The sequence below is a fragment of the Nostoc sp. ChiQUE01b genome, assembly GCF_034531255.1.
Lineage (GTDB): Bacteria > Cyanobacteriota > Cyanobacteriia > Cyanobacteriales > Nostocaceae > Nostoc.
In genome coordinates this window covers 26,287-50,022 of record NZ_JAVRBM010000046.1, presented here as the reverse complement: position 1 = coordinate 50,022, position 23,736 = coordinate 26,287, and the positions used below count along the sequence as shown (strand labels likewise).

The following is a 23,736-nucleotide window of genomic DNA, read 5'->3' as shown; positions in this document are numbered from 1 at the left end:
ATTATCAATCGTGTCAGCTTTGAGGGTAACTGAAAATTTTCTATTTTCTCCCCTTTCTTCCCACTGGTATACACATCGGTGTACCAGAAACCGGGTCTGGGATAACCCGACATTCCAATCCAAACACCTCCCTTACCATCTTCTCAGTGATCACCAAATTAGGTTCGCCAACAGTAAAAATTTGACCTTCTTTCACCGTTACCAAATAATCAGCATAACGACAGGCATGATTCAAATCATGTAACACCATGACAATCGTTCGTTGCTGGTTTTGATTCAAATCATACAGTAAATCTAAAACTTCTATTTGGTGCGCCAAATCTAAAAAAGTAGTTGGTTCATCTAACAATAAAATATCCGTATCTTGAGCTAATGCCATTGCAATCCAAGCACGTTGTCGCTGTCCACCAGAGAGAGTATCTAACTCGCGTTCTGCCAAGTATTTAATCCCAGTAATTTCTAACGCTTGTTCTACTAATTTTTCATCTTCTTTTGTCCACTGCTGCAACCATTTTTGATAAGGAAACCTTCCACAAGCTACCAAATCTCGAACGGTTAATCCTTCTGGGGCAACGGGGCCTTGGGTAAGAATTCCTAATTTTTTAGCAACATCTTTTGTTGATAGCTTAAATACATCTGTTGTATCTAAATAAATTGTGCCAACACGAGGTTTTAGTAATCTTGCTAAACCCCGTAATAAAGTGGATTTCCCACAACCATTTGCACCAACTAAAGCAGTTATTTTTCCTCGTGGTATATCTAAATCTAAATTCTTAATAACATTTATATTATCATAACCCAAAGTCAAATTTTGCGCTGACATTTGGTAATGTAGATTATCGCTCAATAATGACATTGACATAATTAAATTTAAGAGAATATTTTGATGATTTTGTAAGTAGGTAATATCATGTCCGCTTGATTATCCCGCTTCTGTCACTCTCCGAAAACTTTTGCCATTTATGAATTCTAGAGCTTTTGTATATGAAGCGTAGGCTAGCATTTACCGCAGGCATCGCGCGATTCTTTTCTAATAACAAATACAAGACCAATTTTTTTCTAATAGTATAGCTTGTATTGATTGTCTCATAAGGCTTCTAGCGATTGCCCTCCCGGAGAGTGACAGAAGAGGGTTATAGCAACAGCCAACGTGGTTAAGACATTAACAGATAATGAAACCTAGACACAAAGAGACTTTTCACCCAGTCCCCATTACCCCTTATCCCCAGAGGGGACCCCACCATCCCCAGTCCCCAGTCCCTTGCTATATTTAATTAAACTAAGGCTAATTTTAATATTTTTTTGCAAAATGATCAAAAAAATAACGCCTTCCTGTCATTCTGGTGGCGCTATTTTTTTAATTTAATTCACAGTTAAAAATAGTTAAATGAATTTGCTAAATCTTTGTCATTGATTGACCGCAAATTTTTATACAGCGCTGCGGTTGGTTAATAAATTCCACAAGAAAACTGCAACAATTGCACCAAGAACTGCTACCGCAATACCTGGAATACTGAGACTAGGAGCGGCTAGGGCTAAAGTTCCCGTACTGAAAAATACACCTAAACTACCGCCAACAAAAGCACCAATGATTCCTAACAAAATGGTTCCTAGAATTCCGCCACCTTGATGACCAGGGTAGATAGCTTTCGCGATCGCACCAGCAATTAGACCTAAAACAATCCAAGCAAGAATATTCATTGTTGTTAAGTTGGTAAACGTTTTTGACTTACATGCATATATTAACTATCTTCATTTGTGACTTAATCTACCATCAGAATTAATTATGAATATCCATTAGGAATAGTTTAATTGCTACTAAATTTTTTAATATATTGCGGCTACTATCCTGCTTAGGACAAGTCGGCTATGGATAAGCCGCTCTCTAAGGATTTGCCAATGTCTTAAGCTGTCTGACCAATGCTATAGCAATCCGATTTGATTCGGAGAATTACTCGTAGAGACTGGGGAAGGTGGGGCCCCTGAAGGGGATAAGGGGTAATGGGGACTGGGGACTGGGAAGAAGGAATAAAGGTGTACCTAGCTTCGCAAAAATCAAATATTAGTCCTATATATGACAATACGGTTCAGATAAGCTTTTTTTTCTCCCCCTGCTTCCCCTGCATCCCCTGCTCCCCCTGCCTGCCTCAACGGATAAATTTCCTTAACTGAACCGTATTGCTATATATGACCCATTTGAGGTAGATAGTCAATTAAAAAAAGCTCCTAGTAGGTCTTTAACTAGGGGCTTATACAAACTATTGCTTGGTAATTGCAGTATATGCATTTTTAATTAGCTCTCTCCTCTACTAGAAGAATTAAGCTGAGTTTTTAGAGACTGTCTCTAAAGTAATGTAAAGCAAGCAAGATTAGGCGATTGAGACGATCGCCTATCCTTTTGCAAGTTCATGTCTAGTTTTTAATTTTTTAGGACTTACGCAAAACATAACGAAAGTAGCGGTAATTCATGAATTACCGCTACGCAATAATCAGGTTTTCAGGCACATCTTGCATAAATCCTGTTTTTAACAAAGTTTGGGGGTTTAAGTCCCCTGTCTCTTCTATAGACAGCAGGTTTTGTGTCGGGGTTAAATCCCCGTTACAAAACGTAATTGCGAATTGCGAATTGCGAATTGGTTTAATTGCTTATCCTACGATCGCTACCAATAACTTGATGACTGAGAAATAGGAACAGTCTGCGGTAATACCAATGAATACTTAGAAAAATCAGACTTACTAAGGTTAGCAGCATAACGCCCAGAATCGTTGTATATGCCTTAGTGCGCCACCTAAAGTCATTTGCACCTAGTCGCACAAGCTTCCATAAGTTAGTTATATTAGCGCTTTCAGAATCGTAAATAGTGATTGGTAAGGATGCTGCTGTGTTTTGTTGTGCAATTGTCATTTTAATTACTCCTTTAGACCCAAATACTGAGGCATGAATTTTAAACTACGGTAATACGATAGACTTTATGTTATTTATATGTAATATCTCATAGCTTGATGCAATAAGCAAGTTTTAAGAGCATTAGGAATTGGGAATAGGGTATTGGGCATTAGCATTAAAAATGTGGAGGGTAATGAGCAACCACCATAATATGAGCGATTTTACACCCAGTTCCTAATCCCCATTACCCCTTATCCCCAGAGGGGGCCCCACCTTCCCCAGTCCCTTTTACAATGCCTAATGAAATTTGGTTATCACAGTTGCAAAAACACCGAGCGATCGCAGTTATCCGTGCTCCTCAAATCGAAATGGGACAACAAATGGCAATGGCTGTAGCATCTGGGGGAATGCAGCTAATTGAGATTACCTGGAATAGCGATCGCGCTGGGGAATTAATCAGTCAATTACGTTCGGAATTACCAGCCTGTATCGTTGGCACTGGTACGCTATTTAATGTGCAGCAGCTACAAGAAGCGATCGCATCTGGGGCGCAATTCCTCTTCACACCCCACGTTGATTCGGCAATGATTCAAGCAGCACAAGAAAAAAATGTGCCTATCATACCAGGAGCGCTGACTCCTACAGAAATTGTTACCGCCTGGAGTCAGGGTGCTAGTTGTGTAAAAGTGTTTCCTGTGCAGGCAGTGGGAGGGACTAGTTATATCAAAAGTTTGCAAGGGCCGCTGGGTGAGATTCCTTTAATTCCTACTGGCGGCGTGACTCTAGAAAATGCCAAAGAATTTTTGCAAGCTGGAGCGATCGCTGTCGGTTTGAGCGGAGAATTATTTCCCCAAAAGCTTGTCACAGAGGGAAATTGGTCAGCGATCGCAACTCAGGCAAAAAATCTAATGCAACAGTTAGGTTAACTTAGAATCAAATCATCAAAATTCACGTCTATTAAAGTAATAGATAGGGAAATAAAGGTGAAAACCGATGGGTTTCTCTAGACCCGATAATTTGAGTGTGAGTGTATCTAAAATGAAAAGACAAATTTCTCCTGAGTGGGTGCGTCGCCTACAAATAATCCTCACTGGTACAGCACTGTCCTTAAGTGTTTTTACTACTACTGGAACCAGTGAAGTTTGGGCGAATTCCAAAAATCAAGTGATTGCACAAAAAATCCAGACATTACAACAATCAGATCAGCGCTGGATTCAAATTAACCTTTCAAAGCAACGATTAATAGCTTGGCAAGGTGACAAAGTTGTTTATGGAAGTGCTATTTCCTCTGGCAAAAAAGCCACTCCTACTCTTGTTGGTACTTTTAAGGTTCAATCCAAGTTTAAAACTACGCGGATGCAGGGAGAAGACTACAATGTTCCCAACGTTCCTTATGCAATGTTTTACCAAGGTAATTACGCTATTCATGGAGCTTATTGGCATAAGAGATTTGGTACTCCAGTGAGCCACGGCTGTGTGAATATCGCGCCTAAACATGCAAAATGGCTATTCAAGTGGGCATCGGTAGGGACACCAATAGTCATTCATAAATAATAGGTGAAGCAGCCAAAAGGCAATTTAGTTAAAATCATAAATAACAACAAATCAAGACAATTAAGTGATTCCCAGCAAGATTTTATGCTGGGAATCTTCGGAGTCGTAATTACTGAATTTGAAATAAAATCTAGAAAAGGGCATTCAACTATTATGCCCAATAAATAAGCGGAAATCCTGACAATTACTTTATGAAATTACAAATGTAAATATGAACTTGGGGAAAGTTTGTATTTAAGCATTTAAATGACAGATTTTTGTCAAGAATGTCCTTTGTAATTAGTCATTGGTCATTAGTCACTAGTTAAAACTCATCATTTAATTATGGACAAATGACAAATGTGCAAATTGGATGCGGATTAACTTAGGACTTGTGTTGAGAAGCATTAGCGGATGAATTGCGTAAATCCTCTACAGAAAGCAAGTAGTCGATCTGGAAATTTGTAGTTTTCCAAAAAATTACTTTACTTGATGATTTTGCGTAGTTTAGAAGATGAGGCATAATGCAAACTTGGATTCGCCGTGGTGGGATTCGTTCTTCAGGAACTTTTTGTACAGGTGTGGCGCTGATGGTGGTGACTTTATTCTCTTGGTCATCACCGCTTACAGGTATACCCAACTCGACTACAGCAACAGCCACCTCAGTCGATCAAAACAGCACTAATAATATTAGCCAACCTCGCTGGATTGAAATTGATTTGTCAGAACAACGTTTACGTGCATGGCAAGGTGATAAACTTGTTCATTCATACCGCATTTCTGGAGGTAAGCGATCGACTCCTACACCCATAGGTAGATTTCGGATTAATTCTAAGTATCGTATTCACCGGATGCGAGGCAGAGGCTACAACATTCCTGACGTTCCTTACACAATGTATTTCTACAGAGGGTATGCCATTCATGGCGCTTATTGGCATAATCGTTTTGGGACTCCAGTTAGTCACGGTTGCGTAAATTTACCTGTTAAGCAAGCTCGTAATCTTTACAACTGGGCTTCAACAGGAACTTTAGTAGTGGTGCGGAAATAATCGGTAATTCGTAATCAATAGACCTCTTGCAAAAGTCCCCTAACACCCCACCCCCAGCCCCTAAGAGCAAGCGGGGAGGGGAGACTTTGACGTAAGTTAAAGGCGGGGTGGGGTTCTTATTTTGGATTTATGCAAGAAGTCTAATAATCTGCAATTTTTCCTTTGATGAACTGGAGAATTGCCGAAGCCAAACAGAGATTCTCCGAACTGATTAATGCCGTAACCAAAGAACCACAACGCATCTACAACCAGAATCAATTAGTAGCGGTTGTTGTGAAGGCTGAGATGTTCGAGGAATTCTTAGTTTGGCGCAAGCAGCACGAAAAGATGTCTTTAGCTGATGCCTTCAAAGAATTACGCCAGATAGCTGCTGAGGAAGACTATATCCTTGAAGTACCCTCCCGCCAAGACCGTCCTAGCCCCTTCGCTGATGCCATCGATGACTTTTCTGTGTGACCTAACATTATCAGCGAATTAGCACGAGTTAATTAACTCAACTGTGCCACAAGTTGATTTTCCAACAGCGTGTCATTCGTTAACAAGTCTTCAACGGTGATTCGCAAAAAGCGTTGCTCATCAACTTGAAAGAGGATTTTGATCCGATCGCTTCCAGGATATCCGGCTGGTGTCAGTTGGGCAATTGTCCTCGCGCCTTCTTGATCGTTGAGGGGTTTGACGCTGGTTTCATTACTGTCGAGACGGCGAGTAATCAAGCGATCGCCATCAAAATAAACTTCAGTACTACCTGTATCTGCTCCTAATTCTCCTATAATTAGTTCAATACTGGGCTGATTTTCTACAGAAGCGCCTAAGACTAATTCCACTGGCTGACTCATTGGATATGCTTGTCCCGCTTTAATTAAAGAATGCCATTTGTGACGCTGATTGCGACGATCCCAGTAGCGGATACCATAACTATGATACAGAAAGTCTTTGATTTGTATCCCTTGTGCTAACTGTAATGCACCTTGAGCGATCGCTTCAAAGGGACGTTCGCAACGGATTTTTTCTGGGTCAAAATACTGTTTGATCCATGTCTGCACTGCTGGCAATTGCACTGTGCCACCAACTAACAAAACTGCATTAATATCTGGAAGTTCTATCCCTTGCCGTTTTGCTTGCTGTAACAGTGTTGTCATCGACTCATCTAGTAACTCAAAAAATGCGTGTTCTTTAAGGATATTTTCAAAAGTGTCGCGGTTTAGTTCCAGTTCATAGCTTTCAAATGTCTCATCATCAAAATAAACTTCACTAGCTTGGTTTTGAGTTGATAGCTGAATTTTTACCCGTTCTGCCAATCGTGTTGTCAAAGGACTTACCGCTAACTCTTGAGTTTTGGCAAAGTAATCTACTAACCAATTATCAATATCAGTACCGCCCAGATTTTGGCCAGCTTTCGCCAGTACACGGGCAGTTTTGACTTTTTGTTTTGAATCTTCAGCTAGAGACTTATTACCCCACTTCAGGATAAATCCGAGTGGTTTGGTGGTTGCTTGGACACCTCGATCTAACCGGACAAGGGACAAATCCAAAGTACCACCACCAAAGTCAATCACCAAGAGAATTTCTTGATCTGCCAAGCCATAACCCAAGGCGGCAGCTGTGGGTTCATCCAGCATTCGCACTTGTTCAACGGGAAGGGCTTGACAAACTTTTCCCAACCAGTGACGATAAGCTTCAAAACTGTCTACGGGTACGGTTAACACGAGAGAATCTAAGCCACCTTCCAAGGGTGCTAGTTGTTCAATTACTTGAGTAAGGAACCATTGCCCTACTTGTTCAAAGGTGACAACTTGCCCATCTAATTCGGGTAAGAAACCTTGAATATCTGCACCAATACCGCGTTTGAAACTACGGAAAAATCGCGTTTCGCCTTTGAGGTCAAAACCGCGATCGCGTACTTGTTGCCCGACTAAGACTTGATTTTGGGTTGCGTCTTCAACATAAACCAAGCTGGGAATCAGTGGCGGATTGAGACTTTGTTTAATTGATAAACCTGGTAGAGTCAGGGTTTCTGGCTGCTGGGTTACGGGGTTCCAACGAGCAATGACTGTGTTGCTAGTACCAAAATCGATTGCGATCGCCATATTTTATATTTATTCTCTTGCACGAAGACGCCAAAGTTACTTTATTTGTAATTATTCTATTTACTTGAAAGTAAGTTGCGATCCTCTGTACTTTATCGTACCAAGGGCTTGAAACCATGAATTACGAATTACGAATTACGAATTACGAATTATTTGGTCGCCATTGATGAAGATTGTCTGCGGTGATCCTTGATATGCTGTGGTTGCTTTCCGCTCTCTGAAACTTACTCAATTCTAATGAATGTAGTCTTGAAGTTCAGTTCCTAGTTTGGAGCATGGGAGCAGTGAGCCATCACTAGGCTTGCACGATTGAGCTATCCGTGCGTAATTTAAAATATTAATACTCGCGTTTAAGTCCCGGTTAATAGACAGATTACAAGCTTTGCACTCATAAAGTCTTTTGCATAAAGGCATTGATTGAGATGCACCGCAACTAGAGCAAAGCTGGCTCGATGGGAACCATCTATCAACCAAACATAATTTAGACCCATACCACTGGGTTTTATATTCTAGTTGGCGCTTAAATTCATAAAAGCCACAATCACTAATAGCACCAGCTAGTTTATGATTTTTGAGCAGCCCAGACACATTTAAATTTTCCACCCATACCTCACCGTGGTTCTTAGCAAGATAGGTAGTTAATTTATGTAGATTATCTGATCGGATATTACTAATTCTATAATGACATCTAGCTAACTTGAGTTTTATCTTCTCACGATTCTTTCCTGCTTTGGTGCGACGACATAATTGTTTCTGAAGTTTAGCTAACTTGTGTTTAGCTTTTCTATAAGTGAGTTTATAACGTTCATTGACCTGAATTGACATTGTTTCCAAAATAGAAACAAAATTTTGCCAAATCTTCCGGATTCCTCATTTTGGCGTTCTCTAACGAGGTTTTATGTGGGCTTAGATCCCCGACTTCTTTAAGAAATCGGGGATCTGAGGGTCAAGTGATGTGACACCAAGTAATTTGCTAAACTCTGAATCATCATCAGGAGTAAGTGTGATGTTTCAAGCTTTACCAAAAGCGATCGCTTTTGAAGAATTCCTCAATTGGAAGCCAGATGGTGGATGTTATGAACTACACGATGGAGCAATTGTTGAAATGCAGCCAGTAGGAGAGCATGAAGAGATTAATGGTTTTTTAGCTGGTGAAATAACTTTAGAGTTCAAACGATTAAAACTCCCATACCTCATACCCAAGCAAGCACTAGTTAAGATTCCTGACAAAGAATCAGGTTATTCGCCTGATGTTATAGTGATAAATCAAAAGAATCTTTCGTCAGAACCGATGTGGAAAAAGTCCTCAACGGTTACTCAAGCTGCGTCGGTTCCCCTAGTTATTGAAGTCGTCAGCACTAATTGGAGGGATGATTATGCATCCAAGCTGGTTGACTACGAAACTTTTGGTGTTCCTGAATACTGGATTGTTGACTATTTAGCTTTGGGCGGTAGAAGGTATATAGGTAATCCCAAACAACCGACTATTTCGGTTTATTATTTGGTGGATGGTGAATATCAAGTTAACCTGTTTCGGGGAAGCGATCGCATCATATCTCCTATATTCCCAGAATTAAACTTGACCGCCGAACAGATTTTTCAAGCTGGACGTTCAGAAAATCAATTATGACCGCAGTGCTGACACTCCCATAGGGCCACGAGTCACGCCCAGTTGATTTTGCAACTTCAACTCGCGCCAGAGTTGGGAACCTGTAATCTCGCCTTGCAGTAGTTGATGATAGCGATGTATTATTTTACTCACTTGCTCTGGTGTTTCATTCACAAATTCGATGCGGAAGTGACGTAATCCCAGTTCTATCAGACGCTGTACGTACTCGGCTCCGGTTTGAGCAGTGCCGTTAAATACAGTATTGCGGCAACCTACATCCGCTTTGAGGACGTGTTCGCTGCCTACACGGTCTTTTAATTTCACTTCCTGCTTTTCACAAGGTCGTCCACAGTTAGTGTAGTCTGTACCCGTCGAGAGAAAGGCACAAAATACACAATGTTCCATGTGGAACATTGGTATATGTTGATGGATTGTCACCTCAAACCACTGGGGTGGACAACTGGTGAGCAGGTCTTGTAGTTGGGTAATATTCAGGTCATAGGATGCTGTCAGCCTTTCTAAACCAAAGTGTTGCTGAAAGTAGTCTGCTGTTAAAGGATTAGCAACGTTGAGCGAAAAATCTCCAATACAACGGTCTGCTGCAAAGAATTGCAATTGGTCATAGTTCCGTATCAGATAGCCATCTGCTTCACAGGCACGTACTTGCTGCAAAATCCAATTTTCTCCAGGTTTGGTAATTCGGGGTGGTGCAACCCAGATGGTGGGGAGTGGGGATGGTGGGGCCCCCTCTGGGGATAAGGGGTAATGGGGAGTGGGGAGATGAGGGGGATGAGGGAGAAATTTTTGTTTGTGTGTTTGGGGTTGTTGATGTACTAACTGTACGGCTTGTTGGTAGGCGCGGGGATCTTCAAATTCGCAGTAGAGTGTTTCAACACCAGCTTGCAGTGCGGCTTGCAGTTGCTTGAGGTTTCGCACCAGAACGATGAGAGAGGGGGATGAGGGGGATGAGGGGGATGAGGAGGGGAGTAAGTTGTGGAAGGTAACATTAGAACGTAATTGCCAGCGTTTGGGTTGACTTCGTAATTCTTCTAACTGTGCTACGATTTCCCGCCGCATCCGGTTCAATTCACTGACGGGTAGCATAAAAGTACCACTGAGGTGGTTGGTTAGCGTTCCCAAACAAAAAGGTGTGTTTCCGAGACGACCGAATTGTTCTTGTAAACGGTCTGTATCTAGGGGTTTGGTGTGTGCTTCCACTAGGGAAATTGCAGACTCTACTTGGACAATATTACCGAGTTGATCGCGGGCGATCGCAATCAACGCCTGACCAGCTTCTCCATAAACTTCCAAGCCAATCGGACGCTGAAATTGTGGGTTATCGCCAGCAAAACTCTGACGCAGTTGCTTATCGAGTTCTGGATCGCTGGTTTTCCAAATGCGATCGCCTATATGCACTCGGCGCAGGTTCAAGTCATTTCGACCAAAGGTCAGCACACTTTCCTTACCTTTGGACACTACCCCATAAACTCGCCCGCCTTCTTCCTTCGCCTCTGGATGACCGCAGTCAAATACAATTCCATCCCCTGGTTTTACAGGCGCTTCCAATTTGACTGTTACCTCTTCGTTGTGAATGCGGCTGACTTCACCTAAATAAACCCCACGTTTTTTACCAAAACGGGCATGAACTAGTTCCTGATTATTAATCCCGCCAAACCAGCCCGTGTAGAGTCCGCGAGAAAATGCCATTTCTAGGTTGTAATGTTCTTGGTCTGATTGACCTCTTCCCCCTTCCCTTGTAGGCAAAGAGGGGTTAGGTCTTTGCAATTCAGTCATTACACTATCCAAAGCTTGCCGATAAACACGGGTGACATTAGCAACATATTCTGGAGCTTTCAGGCGACCTTCAATTTTGAGACAAGTTACTCCTGATTTCACTAAATCGGGCAAAACATCTAACCCTGCTAAGTCTTGAGGACTGAGTATATATTTGCGTTCTTTTAAGTTTACAACTTCCCCATCGGCGATTAAATCGTAGGGCATCCGGCAAGCTTGGGCACATTCACCTCGGTTAGCAGAACGTCCGCCTAAAGCCTCGCTAGTCAAACACTGACCGGAATACGCTACGCACAAAGCACCGTGAACAAAAACTTCCAAGGGCAGCGAAGTTTCTTGTAGGGCAATCTGCTGTTGTATTTTATTGATTTCTTTGAGAGAACATTCACGCGCCAGCACCACCAATTGACAACCAAGAGACTTAGCAAATTCTACCCCAGCCGCACTGGTGATCGTCATTTGCGTAGAAGCATGGATGGGAAAATCGGGCGAGAGGTGACGGATGAGACGGCATATACCAATATCTTGAACAATTACCGCATCCACACCAGCTGCAATAATTGTGCGGAGATATTGCTGTGCTTCTGCTAGTTCTTTGGAAAATATTAGTGTGTTGACAGTGACATAACCCTTTACGCCGCGACGGTGCAGAAATGTCATTAATTGAGGTAAGTCCGCCTCAGTAAAATTTTCTGCCCGCATTCTGGCGTTGAACCGATCCAAACCGAAGTAAATCGCATCTGCCCCATTTTCCACCGCAGCTTTAGCACATTCCCAATTACCTGCTGGTGCAAGTAGTTCAGGACGTTGAAGGGAGAGTTGAGAAGGGGAGCAATCGCTTTTCATCAAATTTAGGGAGGGTTAACTAGCACCATAGTGATTTTATCGAAGTTATTGGGGAATGGGGCGATCGCTCTTTCATTTGCGGTTCATTCAATCCTTTTCTCCTCTGCATCTGGAGTAAGTAGACAGGCGAGAAGAAACAGAACTATATTAAATTTAGTTAAAAAAGTTTTTTATCTTTCCATTTATCCAATCTGTAATTAAAACTAATCAGCTCTGTTTACTAATTTATAATATTGAACACGAGGCGATCGCCTAATGGCAAAGCTAGAAGTATATCGACAATATATTAAGAATTTGCTGGAACAACACGCTAGTACTGTTTGGGATAATCGTATTCAAGCGCAGACAATTTTTGATATAGAACACGAGCGTTATCAATTAGTTTATGTAGGTTGGCGCGAGCAAGACCGCATATATGGGCCTGTTCTCCATGTAGATATTATTAACGAGAAAATCTGGATTCAGCAAAATGGAACAGAAATAGGAATTGCTAATGAATTGGTTGAATTAGGTGTCCCGAAAGAGGATATTGTTTTAGGCTTTCAATTACCATCTGTACGAAAATATACAGACTTTGCTATTAGTTAATTGAATTTATTAAAAATAGAGATCGCTGATTGAGAGGAGATATCAAGCCACGTTCAACAGCCACTTTTAATGCTCTGGCTTTACTTATCAAGCCACGTCGGTAGACTTGCATAAGTTCATCTAGTTGACGAACTTCTAAATCATTTATTTATCCCTCTCGATGACGCGCTAACAGCTCGCTCAAAACTTATTTCTTGCTGTTCAGGTTCCATTTGCATATCATACATAGCCAAAACCTCAGCATCAGGTAGTGACTCCAAAAATAGTTCGGTAATAACTTTTTTCATATTCATCTAAATCAAAATAAATTAGTTTTTTTGCTTCTACATTTTCTAATGCTTTGAGCAGATGTTTTTTATTACTTTCCGATTTCAGTTATATTCTACATATAAATGGGTAGATTCACTCCCGCCAGCAATTTTAACTCGTGATGAAGTTCAAGGAGGTTGGTTCGGCCCAGATCATAAGGATTTAAAACAGGAAGCAGATAAACGTCTTCCTAAAGTTATGGAAGCGGTCGAATCTATGATAGAAACCCATTACCGTTTTAAATCTTACCAAACAGAAGTACAAGCAATATCTAAATTAGGAATCACTGCTCTTTTGAAACTGTAATTCATCATCCTGAGTCAAAAATCTAACAATTATATTTGTATCAACTGCAATCATGCCACGATTCCTCTATACCTTGGCGAATTGCATTGTCCATATCCTCAAGATTTTTAGGTTTTCCTTGATATTTTAAACAGCCTGCTACATGATCTAATTTAGTTTCTGGAAAAAGTTTCTTAGGCTTTAAAAGAATTCCATCACCCATATCAATAATAATAAATTCTTGACCTACTTCCCATTGATGAGCTTCCCGCAAAGATTGGGGAATAATTACTTGTCCTTGAGGAGAGAATTTGGTAATTTCCATTAACTTAAGAAGTAAAAAACTAAGAGTAATATAAAAATTTTAGCATTTTTGATTATCCCCATTTATCCTCTTCCTCTGCTTCTCTGCGCCTCTGCGGTAGCCTGCGGCAAGCCGCTCCGCGTCTACGTAAAAAAAAAGGCAAACCCAAAAGTTCGCCCTTAACATACTATTATGCTGTTGCTCAATCCAAACCCAAATCTAAATTTTCGCTTCTTCTCTCACCAACTTATCCCAACCCAAATCTTTCAAATTATTATTCCGACGCAACGGACGAGTCACCAACTCTAAAATGTCACGCGCATTCGTAAAGCCGTGAATTTGAGCAAAAGTAAACTCCACAGACCACTTAGTATTAATACCGCGTGCTTCCAACGGATTCGCGTGAGCCATACCAGTAATTACCAAGTCTGGTTTCAACTCATAAATTCGCTGAAGTTGATTGTAATTATCCGGCTTCTCCACAATCTTTGGTAGGGGTGAACCCATTTCCTGGCAAGTTTTCTCCAACAGCACCAACTCAGCAGCTTGATAGCGCTTATCCATGTAGGGAATGCCGATTTCGTGAACAGTCATCCCACAACGGATTAAGAATCTTGCTTGGGAAATTTCCAGCAAGTTATCACCCATAAAGAATACAGACTTACCGCGAATTAGTTTCACGTAATCTTCCAAGCCTGCCCAAATTTGTGCTTCCCGTTCATCCAAACCCTTGGGAGTAATACCAAACACCGAGCAGATTTTCTCAATCCAAGCGCGAGTGCCATCGGGGCCAATCGGGAAGGGTGCCCCAATGAGTTTACACTTGCGGCGGCGCATTAAGGTGGTAGCTGTACGGCTGAGGAAGGGGTTGACACCAGCAACATAATACCCTTCTTCCAGTACTGGCAATTCAGTGAAGCGCTTCGCGGGTAGCCAGCCGGAAACTTTGATGCCTTGTTTTTTCAGTTCCAAGGTTAACTGAGTAACCACGGGGTCGGGAAGGGAGCCAAAGAGAACCAGTGGTGGATGATCTACGTACTCAGATTCATCTTGGGCGACATCTTCTTTCTTCTTACCAAAGTTGAGCAGTTTTGCGATCGCATTACGCTCGTTCTTCTCTGTTTCCGCCACCGGAGCCTTATCAGGACAACGGTTAGCCATTGCTGCTAATACTGTGTCTTCCCCTTGGGTGAAGGCGTAATCTAGACCATTTGCCCGCGCTACAACGATGGGAATCCCAATTTCAGATTCTAGCTTCGGTGCCAAACCTTCCAAATCGGTTTTAATAATTTCGGTAGTGCAAGTACCAATCCAAACAATTACACTAGGATTGCGATCGCGTTTAATTTGCAAGCACAACCGCTTTAACTCTTCATAATCATTCAGCTGTGCCGAAATATCGCCCTCTTCCAACTCTGCCATTGCATAGCGGGGTTCAGCAAAAATCATCACCCCCATCGCATTTTGCAGGAAGTAGCCACAAGTTTTTGTCCCAATCACCAAAAAGAAACTATCTTCAATTTTTTGGTATAACCACGCCACGCAGCTAATTGGGCAAAAGGTATGGTAATTCCCAGTTTCACACTCAAAGTTTAAAGCTTCTGGTTGTTGAGCGACAGTCATTTTGGTTTTTTCTCCCCTTGATATTTAAAGTTAGAAGTTAGGAGTTAGGAGTTAGGAGTAGAGACGCGATTAATCGCGTCTGTACAGGAGTTAGGAGTTTTTATTAATAACTATAAAATTTTTTAACTCCTAAGTTTTTTCCTAACTTTTTTACTCCAACTTTTTTAACTCCTAACTCTTAACTCCTAACTCCTAACTTAGTAATTAAGCGTTGGGGAAGAGACGGGCAATTTCTGATTCATCAAAAACGCCTGCTGGCAGTTCTTCCCCCAAAAAATCGTTATTTTCTTCAGCCTTTTGTAAAGCTGTTTCATCACCCCAGACATCTGACAACACGTCTTTAAACGCATTCTCATCTACTGGACTATCTTCAAGCGCCTCGTCTTCATCCAGCTTTACTTCTGTTGCAGCTGTTGTATCGAAGGCAATTTCCCCAAACTCATCTGCTTCTAAACTAGAGCTTTGAAGAGACTCATCTTTTGAGTCGTGTCCGTTGGTTAAGGAAATATCATCGAAGCCATTTTCGGTTTCCTCCAATTCGCTGATTCCCAGGCTTTCATCCTCAGAATCCACGATTGCGAACTCTTCAACTACCGCCATCGACACAAAGCCATTTGTATGAGCATGTGTCAATGTTTCATCTTCAGGCTTTTCATCAATGACAGATGTTGCTGCTTCTACGTATTTCTCTACATCTGGGTTGACGACGAAGCGATTACCGAGAGCTAAATCTGGGTCAAAGTGCAAATCCAACACCTCAATTAGGGTATCGGCATCAGGATTAAGTTTGGCAAAGGGCAACATTAACTGCGCTAGCTTTGGCTCTAGGGCGTTAAGAACTCCCAGGATGAGGTAAGAAGGTGGTCGCTTCCCGCCATCAGGGGTGTAGACCGATTCCACTTCCATGTGCAGGGTAATCCAGTCTCGATTATTCTGGAAAAATTGCAACCACTTTTGTTTTATTGAATCTGTAAAGCTGTGAAAGAATGCCATGTTATTGTCCCCCATCCTGAGAACTTGGTGATTTATACAATCATCAAGTCTAGTTCCTCTTCTGAATTAGGAACCTGGGGTTTACCCGGATTTAGATAAAAATCAGATAACAAAGAGAACAACTCCCGATCTGGTGAGTCATTAGGTACAACACCTTCGGGACGCGCTAGAATTTGGTCGGCGATGTTGAGATAGTAGTCGCAAACATAGTCTAGGGAAGGATCTTGCTCTGCCATCTCAAACAAAGTTTTCCCTTTGACACGAGAAACACGGATATCTTCAATCAAAGGTAAAACTTCCAAAACTGGCATGGGCACTGCTTCTATATATTTTTCAATTAAGTCGCGCTTGGAGGTGCGGTTGCCAATTAACCCAGCTAAACGCAGTGGGTGAGTTCTTGCTTTTTCGCGGACTGAAGCAGCAATCCGATTAGCCGCAAACAACGCATCAAAGCCGTTGTCTGTAACGATTAGGCAGTAATCTGCATAGTTGAGTGGTGCTGCAAAACCACCGCAAACTACGTCACCTAGAACGTCAAAGAGAATTACATCGTATTCATCAAAGGCGTTGAGTTCCTTAAGTAATTTCACGGTTTCACCGACTACGTAGCCACCGCATCCAGCACCCGCAGGTGGGCCACCAGCTTCTACGCAATCCACACCACCGTAGCCTTTATAAATTACATCTTCCGGCCAGACATCTTCGTAGTGATAGTCCTTTTCTTGGAGGGTGTCGATAATTGTCGGAATCAAAAACCCAGTCAGGGTAAAGGTACTGTCATGTTTTGGGTCGCAACCAATTTGCAGCACTTTTTTGCCACGTTTAGCTAGGGCGACGGATATATTACAGCTAGTTGTGGATTTACCGATACCACCTTTTCCGTAGACTGCTAGTTTCACTGTTGTTTGCCTCTTATAGCTTTTTGTCAAACTTGTGGCTCAAACATTTGCCTTCACCTTTCCTGAGATGGCGATGCGTGAGGTCTGTTGATGTCATTATTGGGCAAATTACCTAGAAAAGAAAGTGGCTCCTAATCTGTAAAACGGTTTTATCGGATTAATTAAAGCTTAATTAGGTCTATTTGGGTTTTTATGAACCTTAAAGACTTTAAAAGCTTTAAAAAGAGTCATTAAAAAATTTTTATTACTTATTTTTATAAAAATAGTTACAAAATACAAAAAACTGAAATTGGGTTTTTTCTATTCTTTTCATAGAATTAACTGATGTTTTTACAAGGTGTTTTCAAGGCATTGAGGCGCAGGGTCAAGGGGAAATAGAGGTATATGCAGCCTGATGCTGGAAATACTACTGGAATTTGCGTTAGCGTAGCTCACCGTACTCTTACAGAGAAGCAAGCTACGCGCAGCGTCTCGTAGAGAAGGTATCGCAGATAAATCGCCAGTTTTCAGCCGATTGCTAAGACTGTTTATTTGCTGCTTGAGAGTAAGTTAGTCTGGTTTTGTAAAAATTTATTAAATTCCCAAATTTTAGGAGGCGGCAGCCCTCTTGAGAGGCATTCCCAGTCTCTGACCATTGGTGACAACTTCAGATTCATGTAAGCTTGTCAACAGGTGGATCAAAGGAAAAATGACCGGAAATCCCAGAGTCCCAAACCCAGACCACAAGGAGTATAAAAAAATACCAGCGCCAGAAAACGAAGTGATAGCCATGCGGATGGAGGAGCTATTAAAACCACTGGTATACAATCAACTGTCGTATGATCAGCAGTTGGGACTACGCGACCGGATTCTGGGTTTACCTCTAATGGTGGCAGCAGTATTAACACTTGTCATATTTGTGGACTGGCTCGATTAATGGTATCAAGTAACAAATCTGGGCAACGCCAGTTATTTTATGCCGTTTGAATTGATGTAGCTGATACCGAAGAATAACGAATTTGAGATGTCTACTGAAAAAATTTCGATTGAGATGTTGTTGAGCTCATTTTATCATTTTAATCATGCCTTTGAAGAAGAATTCAGAAGTCAGAATTCAGGAGTCAGAATCAATCAGTCAGGGATTCAGACCCGCGACTTTCTTGTTGACCACCAAATCTATGATTTGGAGGGGGTTTTAAACCCGTTTATTCATCCACCAGTCGCACAAAATTCAATTCTGAATTCTGGCGACTGACGCCTTTATTCTGTTTAATAATCGAGAACTTTCCCACGACTTTATTGCTTATCTTACCTTCTCCTAAAAATCGAGATTTGGGAATTGCTAAATATCAACCCAAATCTCAACAGCGAGATCCTTTGGACTTATCTCCATACCCCACTTGACATTTTGGTTCTAGCTTTAACTTGTCACTTTCTTATTCCTCTAAATCCTCGGCCATACCGGGGTTTATTAGTGTAATGTCGTACTCACTCGAATCCGTTTGTCCTAAACGCTGAGTATTTCTTAAAAGGTAATAAATGGCACGTACTTGAGGCCCAAAAACGATCTCGTCTTCATTTCTGAGATCGTGGGCTGGTATCTTGCGTCCATTAATCATCAAACCGTTGGAACTAGGCTTACCTTTGGCATCGCCATCTACAATCCGGTAATAGTAGCTATGACTATTATGCTCTCGTGGCAATCTCACTAATGTGGCATGGCGGCGGGAGACAAACTGCGACATTAAACGGATATTACATTCGCGGTCTCTACCAATAGAGTAGACGGGGTGCTCCAGAGAAAATTCTTTGCGACCTTGATCGTCTTCAATAATCAGTAGATGGTTTTCATTGGTTTCTGCTGCCATTGACAAATCGGTGGAACTGTAATTGATTAAGATTTGTTTTGTATCGGATCTTGCCATTTTCGCGCACCATCAGTCTGTGGTGCTAATTTAAATAAGCTTTAAAATTGCATAATACCTTGAAAAAGTAGAACATGGCCTTCTACTCCAGTAGCGGGGTATTAAACCCGACTATAGCGTTTCCTAACGGGACTTAAACATTTGTCAGGCAGAAACAAGCCTCAAATCCATACAGGGCAAGGAAAATACACCAAATGCTCCAAAATGCTTGAAACCCAGATATATAGCAAGGGACTGGGGACTGGGTGAAAAGTCTTTTGGTGTCTAAGTTTTATCATCTCTTGATGTCCTAACCACCAAGGCTTGTGCTATATCAATAAGGGACTTCCAAATAAAAAAATATTCCAAAACTGGCACAAAAATCCTCTTAATCTCTCCTCTCTGTGTTCTCTGCGTCTCTGTGGTTCGTTTTTTGGGATAATTTATTCCTTGGAAATCCCTAAACTAAGCAAAACGATGTGAAAGTCTATCTACATATAGATTTGAGGCTTTTTTATGGTTACTTTTTGTCTAAGTCCCACTAAGCAACTGAGATACACCCAAATCTTGTTTACCAAAGTTAGTAGCTTTGAAAATTGTTTTGACCGAGACAATTTTAGATTTTAGATGCGTGGATTTTGGATTAAATTGAAATCTAGAATTTAAAAAAAGGTTTCAAGCCCCCGACTTAAGTCGGAAAGAAAATTCCCAAATTTTCAATATTTAAGCCTCTTCTTTATAAGGAGAGGTTAATCCACGCATACGCTCTCTACGAGACGCTACGCGAACGCGGACTCGCTAACGCTTCGCTATCGTCAATCCAAAATCTAAAATTGGGTGACAACCAAGTATTTGTGGTGGCAAATTCGACGTGTAAAGGAGTATTCTACAGGCGATGAGCGAATCGCCGTAATAATATTGAGTTGGTAACGACGCTAACAGAGCTAAAAGCCATTAATGCAGCAGCACCAGATGGGTTAAGCACAAAACCCAGATTAGGGAATAAAACACCTGCTGCTAAAGGAATGCCAAGTGTATTATATGCAAAAGCCCAGAATAAATTTTGGCGGATTTTGTTGAAGGTGGCGCGACTAAGCTGAATAGATTCGACGACATCGTTTAGGCGATCGCGCATTAGGATAATTTCAGCAGTTTCCATTGCCACATCTGTCCCGGAGTGTAAAGCAATTCCTACATCAGCTTGGGATAAAGCTGGAGCATCGTTGATTCCATCTCCTACCATTGCAACTACCGAGTGGGGAGTGGGAAGTAGGGAGTTAGGAGTTAGGAGTGAGGAGTTAGGAGTTTTCTTTGTCCCCTTGTCTCCTTGTCTCCTTGTCCCCCTTGTCTCCTTGTCCCCCTTGTCTCCTTGTCCCCTTGTCCCTTCTAACTGGAGAGACTGTATTGCTGCCGCTTTTTTAGCTGGGGGAACACCTGCGATTACATCAGCGCTATCTAATCCTAGTTGTTTGGCTATGGCGCTAGCTGCTTCTTGGCGATCGCCACTGAGCAACATTACTCGTAAGCCCATCTGACGTAACTCGTCTACGGTGGAGCGAGCATCCGATCTGAGGGGATCAGAAACACCAATTAGTCCGGCTAAAGTTCCCCCAATTGCTACACAAACGACTGTTTTACCATCTGTTGCCAAATCCTCTACTACCTGTTGTGCGGTTTCGTTAATGGCAATGCTGTGCCAACTCAACCATTCCGAGTTACCCAACAATACAACTGTGTCCTCTACTACAGCAGATACCCCTAGCCCTGGTTCCGTGTGAAAGTCTACAGCCTCTGGAATAGATAACTGTTGCCGCTGTGCTTCTTGCTGAATCGCTTTTGCTAGGGGATGGTGAGTACCGCTTTCTACGGCTGCTGCTAGTTGGATTAGGGAGTAGCGAGTGGGGAGTAGGGAGTGGGGTTCACTACTTCCTATTCCCCATTGCCCCTTATCCCCAGAGGGGGCCCCGAGTTCCCCATTACCCCTTATCCCCAGAGGGGGCCCCACATTCCCCATTTCCTCAATTAACAGACAATCTGTGACGATGGGATTACCTGTGGTGAGAGTGCCAGTTTTATCAAATACTACGGTGTTTAACTGGTGTATTTTTTCTAAAACGTCGCCACCTTTGATTAACAGCCCCCGTTCTGCGCCCATAGCAGTCCCAACAAGAATGGCTGTTGGTGTAGCAAGTCCCAAAGCACATGGACAGGCGACTACCATAACTGCGATCGCTAGTTTTAAACTGACTAGGAGTGCTGAGTGGGGAGTTGGGAGTGAAGAGTGGTGAGCGTGGCCGATCATTTCCATGCCACCAGACATGGTAATATCAGTCCAAATGTGAGTGCCGAAAAAATACCAAAAGATAAATGTAAAAACAGATGCTGTCAGCACACCGTAAGTAAAGTAACCAGCGACTGTATCTGCTAATTTCTGTACTGGGGCTTTCCGAGTTTGGGCGGCTTCTACTAGGGCGACAATTTGAGCTAGAGTTGTATCACTTCCAGTCCGGGTTGCCTGAATAGCGATCGCTCCTGATTGATTTAGCGTCCCTCCTGTTACCATATCTCCTGGTTTTTTGATTACTGGCACGGCTTCCCCTGTTAGCATTGATTCATCGACTGTTGTTTGACCAACCAGTACTTCACCATCAACGGGGATTTTATCACCTGGCAGCACTTGTAAGCATTCACCGACACGCACCTGTTCAGCAGGAATCTCAACACTAGAAGAACCCATTCCGGCTTTGTCTGGGTTGGCAATCAATCGCGCTAAGAGTGGCTGGAGTGCTAGTAACTTCCTAAATGCAGCAGCTGCGCGACCTCTAGCTTGTTGCTCTAATGTCCTTCCTAAAAGAATAAAGCCCAGCATCATTACTGGTTCGTCAAAGAAGCATTCCCAACCCAATTGGGGAAAAAGCAGCGCTACTAAACTAGCAATGTAGGCTGTCAGCGTTCCCAATCCCACCAGGGTATTCATGTTAGGCGCATTTCGCCGCCAACCCAGCCAGCCATCTACTAAAATCGGGCGACCGGGAATTAACAGCGCTATTGTCGCCAGTCCACAGTGAAACCAGATGTTATTTAGCACAGGCAGCACTGAGCTACCAAGATTACCAAAATGTCCACTTCCCGACAATATTAGCAACACCGCAGCGATCGCTAACTGCCATAGAGAAGAACGCATTTCTCGGCGTTGTCGTTCTGCTGGATCTGGTAAGGTCGATATTTCACCTGCTACTGTGCCATTAGCTTTTCTCTGTTGAGTCGGGAATCCAACGGCTGTTAATCGCTGTGCCAGTGCATCTGCATCTATTGCACCAACTTCTGACTCTACAACTGCTACCTCTGTGGCCAGGTTCACACAGGCACTCTTGACTCCTGGATGTTGGGTCAGCTGTCGCTCTACTGCGTTCACACACCCAGCACACTTCATACCCCCAACATCGAGAATAATCTTCTCTAGGATTGGGTCAAGTTCTACGGCTGGCTTAGTTTTCGGGACAAGTTGCATGGCTTGTGTTTAGATTCGCTACAGAAATTCAACGCCTGACTAAAAGCGTCTCTAATTCGAGCGTAGGCGAAATATGCAACTATGACTCAATGTCAACCATATTAAAATTATTAATTTATAAAAAGAATTCAGTACGACTGGGTAATGAATATTGGTTTAAATCTTGCCCCTTGTGGGTGAAAGCGAATTCAAAGATTATCGCCTTAAAACTCTATCCCTTATCTACGGGACGTTACGGGAATATGGATAAAGTATTTAAAATTCTGAATCCTGAATTCTGAATTCTGACTCCTTTTTCTCGTACTTCGTTGAGCATCAAGACTATCGCTGCACTTTAATTCAACGTTCCCAGTTCCCAGATTTATCTTCTGTAGGGTTCTGAATTTTGAATTTTAAATTTGGAATTTTTAATTCCCCTACAGGGGGTTGACAGTTCCAACGTCGATAAGTGACATAAATAATAGCTACCACCTGTATTGGCGCGATCGCAATCAGGTTTTTTAAGAAATAGTTGATTTCTAAATGAGACATAACACTAAAATATCCTAAGCCTAACAAGAAGAACATTGCCCAGTTAAGCTGTTTAGGTTTGAAAATGAGCATATCAATAAAAATAAATATTACGAGGTAGAAGTGCTGGATAACTTCTGCTAAAGGTAAAGGGTGAAGCGGAAGGGAAAAAGGATGTTTCTTTTGTCGCTACCCTTTATCCCCACGCTTTTGCTGCAATCCTAAACTTGGAAGCGTGTGTTAGCCTCTGCTTCCAGTAAGAAGGCTATTCTTGTACTAAAACCAGCCCTGCTTATTTTCAAAATAGGTATTTACAAATCCTTCAGGGGATTTATTTAAGTAGATCATGCCTTCAATTAAACCTACAAGTTGCATAATTAACAAGGCAACCCCATAGGTGAAAGAACCCCCAACTACAGAAATCACTAACATGATAAAGCCTTCCGAAGCGTATCCTAGAATAAACTTATGAACCCCAAATGCTCCCAGGATAATGCCACAGTAACCAGCTAGAAGTTGTTTGGTAGGGTGACTGGGGTTGAGATTTGCCATATCAGTGCTGCTCCTTGATAAGTGAGTATAAAAATAAAGTCTTTATTGTAATGAAAGCAAGTAAATCTATTTGCTTAATCAATAAATTTTTAATTTTTCAGTATGAGTAAGTCCCAAAATGAATAATTAAAATCAGCGTGCTTCTATTCCAGAGGAGACGCCAAGATGTCTTGCAGTATAAGCCGAACTGGCGCTCCTTGATGACTTTTGGTGGATTTGACGATCGCAAACCCAGGTGCAGCTAGTTTTGCAGATTTTTAGCTCAGGCGTTTATCTTGAGCAGAATTAATCTTAAATAATCAGCAAAAGCTGCTACTTACACCACTTTCTACAAGTCCATCCGTATTATTTCCGGATTCTTTTGCGATCGGATGTGAAACGCCATTGTATCAATAGACAAGACAACTATGTGGCTAGTAGGAATCTAGAAGCGCAAAAGGCATCTTCCATCTCTTTACTAACCACTTTTTAGTT

The 23,736-nt window shown here is 42.0% G+C and carries 24 protein-coding genes; 9 read left to right on the top strand and 15 right to left on the bottom strand.

Annotated elements, in window-relative coordinates; all coding sequences use genetic code 11:
- Nucleotides 1-40: 40 nt before the first annotated feature.
- The 3 genes from RMY63_RS25950 to RMY63_RS25940 form a co-directional block, all read right to left on the bottom strand.
- Entirely contained in the window at nucleotides 41-823 is a 783-nt protein-coding gene (locus RMY63_RS25950; RefSeq protein ID WP_416212550.1) for an ABC transporter ATP-binding protein, read from the bottom strand.
- Nucleotides 824-1,428: 605 nt separating this feature from the next.
- The gene (locus RMY63_RS25945; RefSeq protein WP_322731458.1) at nucleotides 1,429-1,701 is read right to left on the bottom strand and encodes a GlsB/YeaQ/YmgE family stress response membrane protein; all 273 of its coding nucleotides are present in this window, start codon (nucleotides 1,699-1,701) and stop codon (nucleotides 1,429-1,431) included.
- Between the two features lie 937 nt (nucleotides 1,702-2,638).
- Nucleotides 2,639-2,905 carry a hypothetical protein gene (locus tag RMY63_RS25940; RefSeq protein ID WP_322731457.1) on the bottom strand — a complete coding sequence of 89 codons (267 nt, stop codon included), beginning with the start codon at nucleotides 2,903-2,905 and terminating at the stop codon, nucleotides 2,639-2,641.
- A gap of 275 nt (nucleotides 2,906-3,180) precedes the next feature.
- Here RMY63_RS25940 and RMY63_RS25935 point away from each other — a divergent pair, with 275 nt between their 5' ends.
- From RMY63_RS25935 to RMY63_RS25920, 4 genes are all read left to right on the top strand, one after another.
- On the top strand, nucleotides 3,181-3,813 hold the full coding sequence (locus RMY63_RS25935) for a bifunctional 4-hydroxy-2-oxoglutarate aldolase/2-dehydro-3-deoxy-phosphogluconate aldolase (protein WP_322731456.1): 633 nt from the start codon (nucleotides 3,181-3,183) through the stop codon (nucleotides 3,811-3,813).
- 112 nt (nucleotides 3,814-3,925) lie between these two features.
- Nucleotides 3,926-4,441 carry a L,D-transpeptidase gene (locus RMY63_RS25930; RefSeq protein WP_322731472.1) on the top strand — a complete coding sequence of 172 codons (516 nt, stop codon included), beginning with the start codon at nucleotides 3,926-3,928 and terminating at the stop codon, nucleotides 4,439-4,441.
- 503 nt (nucleotides 4,442-4,944) lie between these two features.
- Nucleotides 4,945-5,469 (top strand): L,D-transpeptidase, encoded by a 525-nt coding sequence (locus RMY63_RS25925; protein WP_322731455.1) that lies wholly within the window; start codon nucleotides 4,945-4,947, stop codon nucleotides 5,467-5,469.
- 165 nt (nucleotides 5,470-5,634) lie between these two features.
- Nucleotides 5,635-5,925 (top strand): type II toxin-antitoxin system prevent-host-death family antitoxin, encoded by a 291-nt coding sequence (locus tag RMY63_RS25920; protein WP_322731454.1) that lies wholly within the window; start codon nucleotides 5,635-5,637, stop codon nucleotides 5,923-5,925.
- Nucleotides 5,926-5,957: 32 nt separating this feature from the next.
- Here RMY63_RS25920 and RMY63_RS25915 read toward each other — a convergent pair whose 3' ends face one another.
- Both RMY63_RS25915 and RMY63_RS25910 read right to left on the bottom strand, forming a co-directional pair.
- A complete protein-coding gene (locus RMY63_RS25915; protein ID WP_322731453.1) occupies nucleotides 5,958-7,556 on the bottom strand; it encodes an Hsp70 family protein in 1,599 nt (532 codons plus the stop codon).
- 234 nt (nucleotides 7,557-7,790) lie between these two features.
- On the bottom strand, nucleotides 7,791-8,381 hold the full coding sequence (locus RMY63_RS25910) for an RNA-guided endonuclease TnpB family protein (RefSeq protein WP_322731452.1): 591 nt from the start codon (nucleotides 8,379-8,381) through the stop codon (nucleotides 7,791-7,793).
- Between the two features lie 181 nt (nucleotides 8,382-8,562).
- On the opposite strand from RMY63_RS25910, the gene RMY63_RS25905 reads away from it, so the two are divergent.
- Nucleotides 8,563-9,186: a Uma2 family endonuclease gene (locus RMY63_RS25905; RefSeq protein ID WP_322731471.1), complete on the top strand. Its 624-nt coding sequence runs from the start codon at nucleotides 8,563-8,565 to the stop codon at nucleotides 9,184-9,186.
- On the opposite strand, the gene RMY63_RS25900 is transcribed toward RMY63_RS25905, so the two are convergent.
- Nucleotides 9,181-11,805: a U32 family peptidase gene (locus tag RMY63_RS25900; RefSeq protein WP_322731451.1), complete on the bottom strand. Its 2,625-nt coding sequence runs from the start codon at nucleotides 11,803-11,805 to the stop codon at nucleotides 9,181-9,183. The genes RMY63_RS25905 and RMY63_RS25900 overlap by 6 nt on opposite strands.
- A gap of 255 nt (nucleotides 11,806-12,060) precedes the next feature.
- Here RMY63_RS25900 and RMY63_RS25895 point away from each other — a divergent pair, with 255 nt between their 5' ends.
- Nucleotides 12,061-12,393: a XisI protein gene (locus tag RMY63_RS25895; protein WP_322731450.1), complete on the top strand. Its 333-nt coding sequence runs from the start codon at nucleotides 12,061-12,063 to the stop codon at nucleotides 12,391-12,393.
- A 140-nt stretch (nucleotides 12,394-12,533) separates the two neighbouring features.
- Here the strand turns inward: RMY63_RS25895 and RMY63_RS25890 are convergent, their stop codons facing one another.
- Nucleotides 12,534-12,680, bottom strand: a complete 147-nt coding sequence (locus RMY63_RS25890; protein WP_322731449.1) for a hypothetical protein — start codon at nucleotides 12,678-12,680, stop codon at nucleotides 12,534-12,536.
- Nucleotides 12,681-12,741: 61 nt separating this feature from the next.
- Here RMY63_RS25890 and RMY63_RS25885 point away from each other — a divergent pair, with 61 nt between their 5' ends.
- A complete protein-coding gene (locus RMY63_RS25885) occupies nucleotides 12,742-13,008 on the top strand; it encodes a hypothetical protein (RefSeq protein ID WP_322731448.1) in 267 nt (88 codons plus the stop codon).
- A gap of 40 nt (nucleotides 13,009-13,048) precedes the next feature.
- Here the strand turns inward: RMY63_RS25885 and RMY63_RS25880 are convergent, their stop codons facing one another.
- The 4 genes from RMY63_RS25880 to bchL form a co-directional block, all read right to left on the bottom strand.
- Nucleotides 13,049-13,312, bottom strand: coding sequence for an AbrB/MazE/SpoVT family DNA-binding domain-containing protein (locus tag RMY63_RS25880; protein ID WP_322731447.1), 264 nt, complete (start codon nucleotides 13,310-13,312; stop codon nucleotides 13,049-13,051).
- Between the two features lie 198 nt (nucleotides 13,313-13,510).
- The gene (locus tag RMY63_RS25875; RefSeq protein ID WP_322731446.1) at nucleotides 13,511-14,914 is read right to left on the bottom strand and encodes a ferredoxin:protochlorophyllide reductase (ATP-dependent) subunit N; all 1,404 of its coding nucleotides are present in this window, start codon (nucleotides 14,912-14,914) and stop codon (nucleotides 13,511-13,513) included.
- 204 nt (nucleotides 14,915-15,118) lie between these two features.
- Nucleotides 15,119-15,907, bottom strand: coding sequence for a DUF5331 domain-containing protein (locus RMY63_RS25870; protein WP_322731445.1), 789 nt, complete (start codon nucleotides 15,905-15,907; stop codon nucleotides 15,119-15,121).
- Nucleotides 15,908-15,939: 32 nt separating this feature from the next.
- The gene (bchL, locus tag RMY63_RS25865; protein WP_292774821.1) at nucleotides 15,940-16,806 is read right to left on the bottom strand and encodes a ferredoxin:protochlorophyllide reductase (ATP-dependent) iron-sulfur ATP-binding protein; all 867 of its coding nucleotides are present in this window, start codon (nucleotides 16,804-16,806) and stop codon (nucleotides 15,940-15,942) included.
- Between the two features lie 688 nt (nucleotides 16,807-17,494).
- On the opposite strand from bchL, the gene RMY63_RS25860 reads away from it, so the two are divergent.
- Nucleotides 17,495-17,722 (top strand): hypothetical protein, encoded by a 228-nt coding sequence (locus RMY63_RS25860; protein WP_322731474.1) that lies wholly within the window; start codon nucleotides 17,495-17,497, stop codon nucleotides 17,720-17,722.
- An 87-nt stretch (nucleotides 17,723-17,809) separates the two neighbouring features.
- Nucleotides 17,810-18,040, top strand: a complete 231-nt coding sequence (locus tag RMY63_RS25855) for a hypothetical protein (RefSeq protein WP_322731444.1) — start codon at nucleotides 17,810-17,812, stop codon at nucleotides 18,038-18,040.
- A 181-nt stretch (nucleotides 18,041-18,221) separates the two neighbouring features.
- On the opposite strand, the gene RMY63_RS25850 is transcribed toward RMY63_RS25855, so the two are convergent.
- The 4 genes from RMY63_RS25850 to RMY63_RS25835 all read right to left on the bottom strand — a co-directional run bounded on the left by RMY63_RS25850 (nucleotide 18,222) and on the right by RMY63_RS25835 (nucleotide 23,262).
- Nucleotides 18,222-18,710, bottom strand: a complete 489-nt coding sequence (locus RMY63_RS25850) for an FHA domain-containing protein (protein ID WP_322731443.1) — start codon at nucleotides 18,708-18,710, stop codon at nucleotides 18,222-18,224.
- Nucleotides 18,711-19,575: 865 nt separating this feature from the next.
- On the bottom strand, nucleotides 19,576-22,200 hold the full coding sequence (locus RMY63_RS25845) for a heavy metal translocating P-type ATPase (protein ID WP_322731442.1): 2,625 nt from the start codon (nucleotides 22,198-22,200) through the stop codon (nucleotides 19,576-19,578).
- A gap of 339 nt (nucleotides 22,201-22,539) precedes the next feature.
- The gene (locus RMY63_RS25840; protein ID WP_322731441.1) at nucleotides 22,540-22,803 is read right to left on the bottom strand and encodes a hypothetical protein; all 264 of its coding nucleotides are present in this window, start codon (nucleotides 22,801-22,803) and stop codon (nucleotides 22,540-22,542) included.
- Between the two features lie 183 nt (nucleotides 22,804-22,986).
- The gene (locus RMY63_RS25835) at nucleotides 22,987-23,262 is read right to left on the bottom strand and encodes a TM2 domain-containing protein (protein WP_322731440.1); all 276 of its coding nucleotides are present in this window, start codon (nucleotides 23,260-23,262) and stop codon (nucleotides 22,987-22,989) included.
- Between the last annotated feature and the right edge of the window lie 474 nt (nucleotides 23,263-23,736).

Bases quoted from the DNA above. Each gene is read 5' to 3' on its own strand.
- RMY63_RS25835 (WP_322731440.1), bottom strand. From the start codon at position 23,262: ATGGCAAATCTCAACCCCAGTCACCCTACCAAACAACTTCTAGCTGGT.
- RMY63_RS25945 (WP_322731458.1), bottom strand. From the start codon at position 1,701: ATGAATATTCTTGCTTGGATTGTTTTAGGTCTAATTGCTGGTGCGATC.
- RMY63_RS25910 (WP_322731452.1), bottom strand. From the start codon at position 8,381: ATGTCAATTCAGGTCAATGAACGTTATAAACTCACTTATAGAAAAGCT.
- RMY63_RS25900 (WP_322731451.1), bottom strand. From the start codon at position 11,805: ATGAAAAGCGATTGCTCCCCTTCTCAACTCTCCCTTCAACGTCCTGAA.
- RMY63_RS25930 (WP_322731472.1), top strand. From the start codon at position 3,926: ATGAAAAGACAAATTTCTCCTGAGTGGGTGCGTCGCCTACAAATAATC.
- RMY63_RS25915 (WP_322731453.1), bottom strand. From the start codon at position 7,556: ATGGCGATCGCAATCGATTTTGGTACTAGCAACACAGTCATTGCTCGT.
- RMY63_RS25875 (WP_322731446.1), bottom strand. From the start codon at position 14,914: ATGACTGTCGCTCAACAACCAGAAGCTTTAAACTTTGAGTGTGAAACT.
- RMY63_RS25890 (WP_322731449.1), bottom strand. From the start codon at position 12,680: ATGAAAAAAGTTATTACCGAACTATTTTTGGAGTCACTACCTGATGCT.
- RMY63_RS25840 (WP_322731441.1), bottom strand. From the start codon at position 22,803: ATGCTCATTTTCAAACCTAAACAGCTTAACTGGGCAATGTTCTTCTTG.
- RMY63_RS25895 (WP_322731450.1), top strand. From the start codon at position 12,061: ATGGCAAAGCTAGAAGTATATCGACAATATATTAAGAATTTGCTGGAA.
- RMY63_RS25925 (WP_322731455.1), top strand. From the start codon at position 4,945: ATGCAAACTTGGATTCGCCGTGGTGGGATTCGTTCTTCAGGAACTTTT.
- RMY63_RS25880 (WP_322731447.1), bottom strand. From the start codon at position 13,312: ATGGAAATTACCAAATTCTCTCCTCAAGGACAAGTAATTATTCCCCAA.
- RMY63_RS25855 (WP_322731444.1), top strand. From the start codon at position 17,810: ATGTCTACTGAAAAAATTTCGATTGAGATGTTGTTGAGCTCATTTTAT.
- RMY63_RS25870 (WP_322731445.1), bottom strand. From the start codon at position 15,907: ATGGCATTCTTTCACAGCTTTACAGATTCAATAAAACAAAAGTGGTTG.
- RMY63_RS25885 (WP_322731448.1), top strand. From the start codon at position 12,742: ATGTTTTTTATTACTTTCCGATTTCAGTTATATTCTACATATAAATGG.
- RMY63_RS25920 (WP_322731454.1), top strand. From the start codon at position 5,635: ATGAACTGGAGAATTGCCGAAGCCAAACAGAGATTCTCCGAACTGATT.
- RMY63_RS25950 (WP_416212550.1), bottom strand. From the start codon at position 823: ATGTCAGCGCAAAATTTGACTTTGGGTTATGATAATATAAATGTTATT.
- RMY63_RS25935 (WP_322731456.1), top strand. From the start codon at position 3,181: ATGCCTAATGAAATTTGGTTATCACAGTTGCAAAAACACCGAGCGATC.
- RMY63_RS25905 (WP_322731471.1), top strand. From the start codon at position 8,563: ATGTTTCAAGCTTTACCAAAAGCGATCGCTTTTGAAGAATTCCTCAAT.
- RMY63_RS25850 (WP_322731443.1), bottom strand. From the start codon at position 18,710: ATGGCAAGATCCGATACAAAACAAATCTTAATCAATTACAGTTCCACC.
- RMY63_RS25940 (WP_322731457.1), bottom strand. From the start codon at position 2,905: ATGACAATTGCACAACAAAACACAGCAGCATCCTTACCAATCACTATT.
- RMY63_RS25845 (WP_322731442.1), bottom strand. From the start codon at position 22,200: ATGCAACTTGTCCCGAAAACTAAGCCAGCCGTAGAACTTGACCCAATC.
- RMY63_RS25860 (WP_322731474.1), top strand. From the start codon at position 17,495: ATGACCGGAAATCCCAGAGTCCCAAACCCAGACCACAAGGAGTATAAA.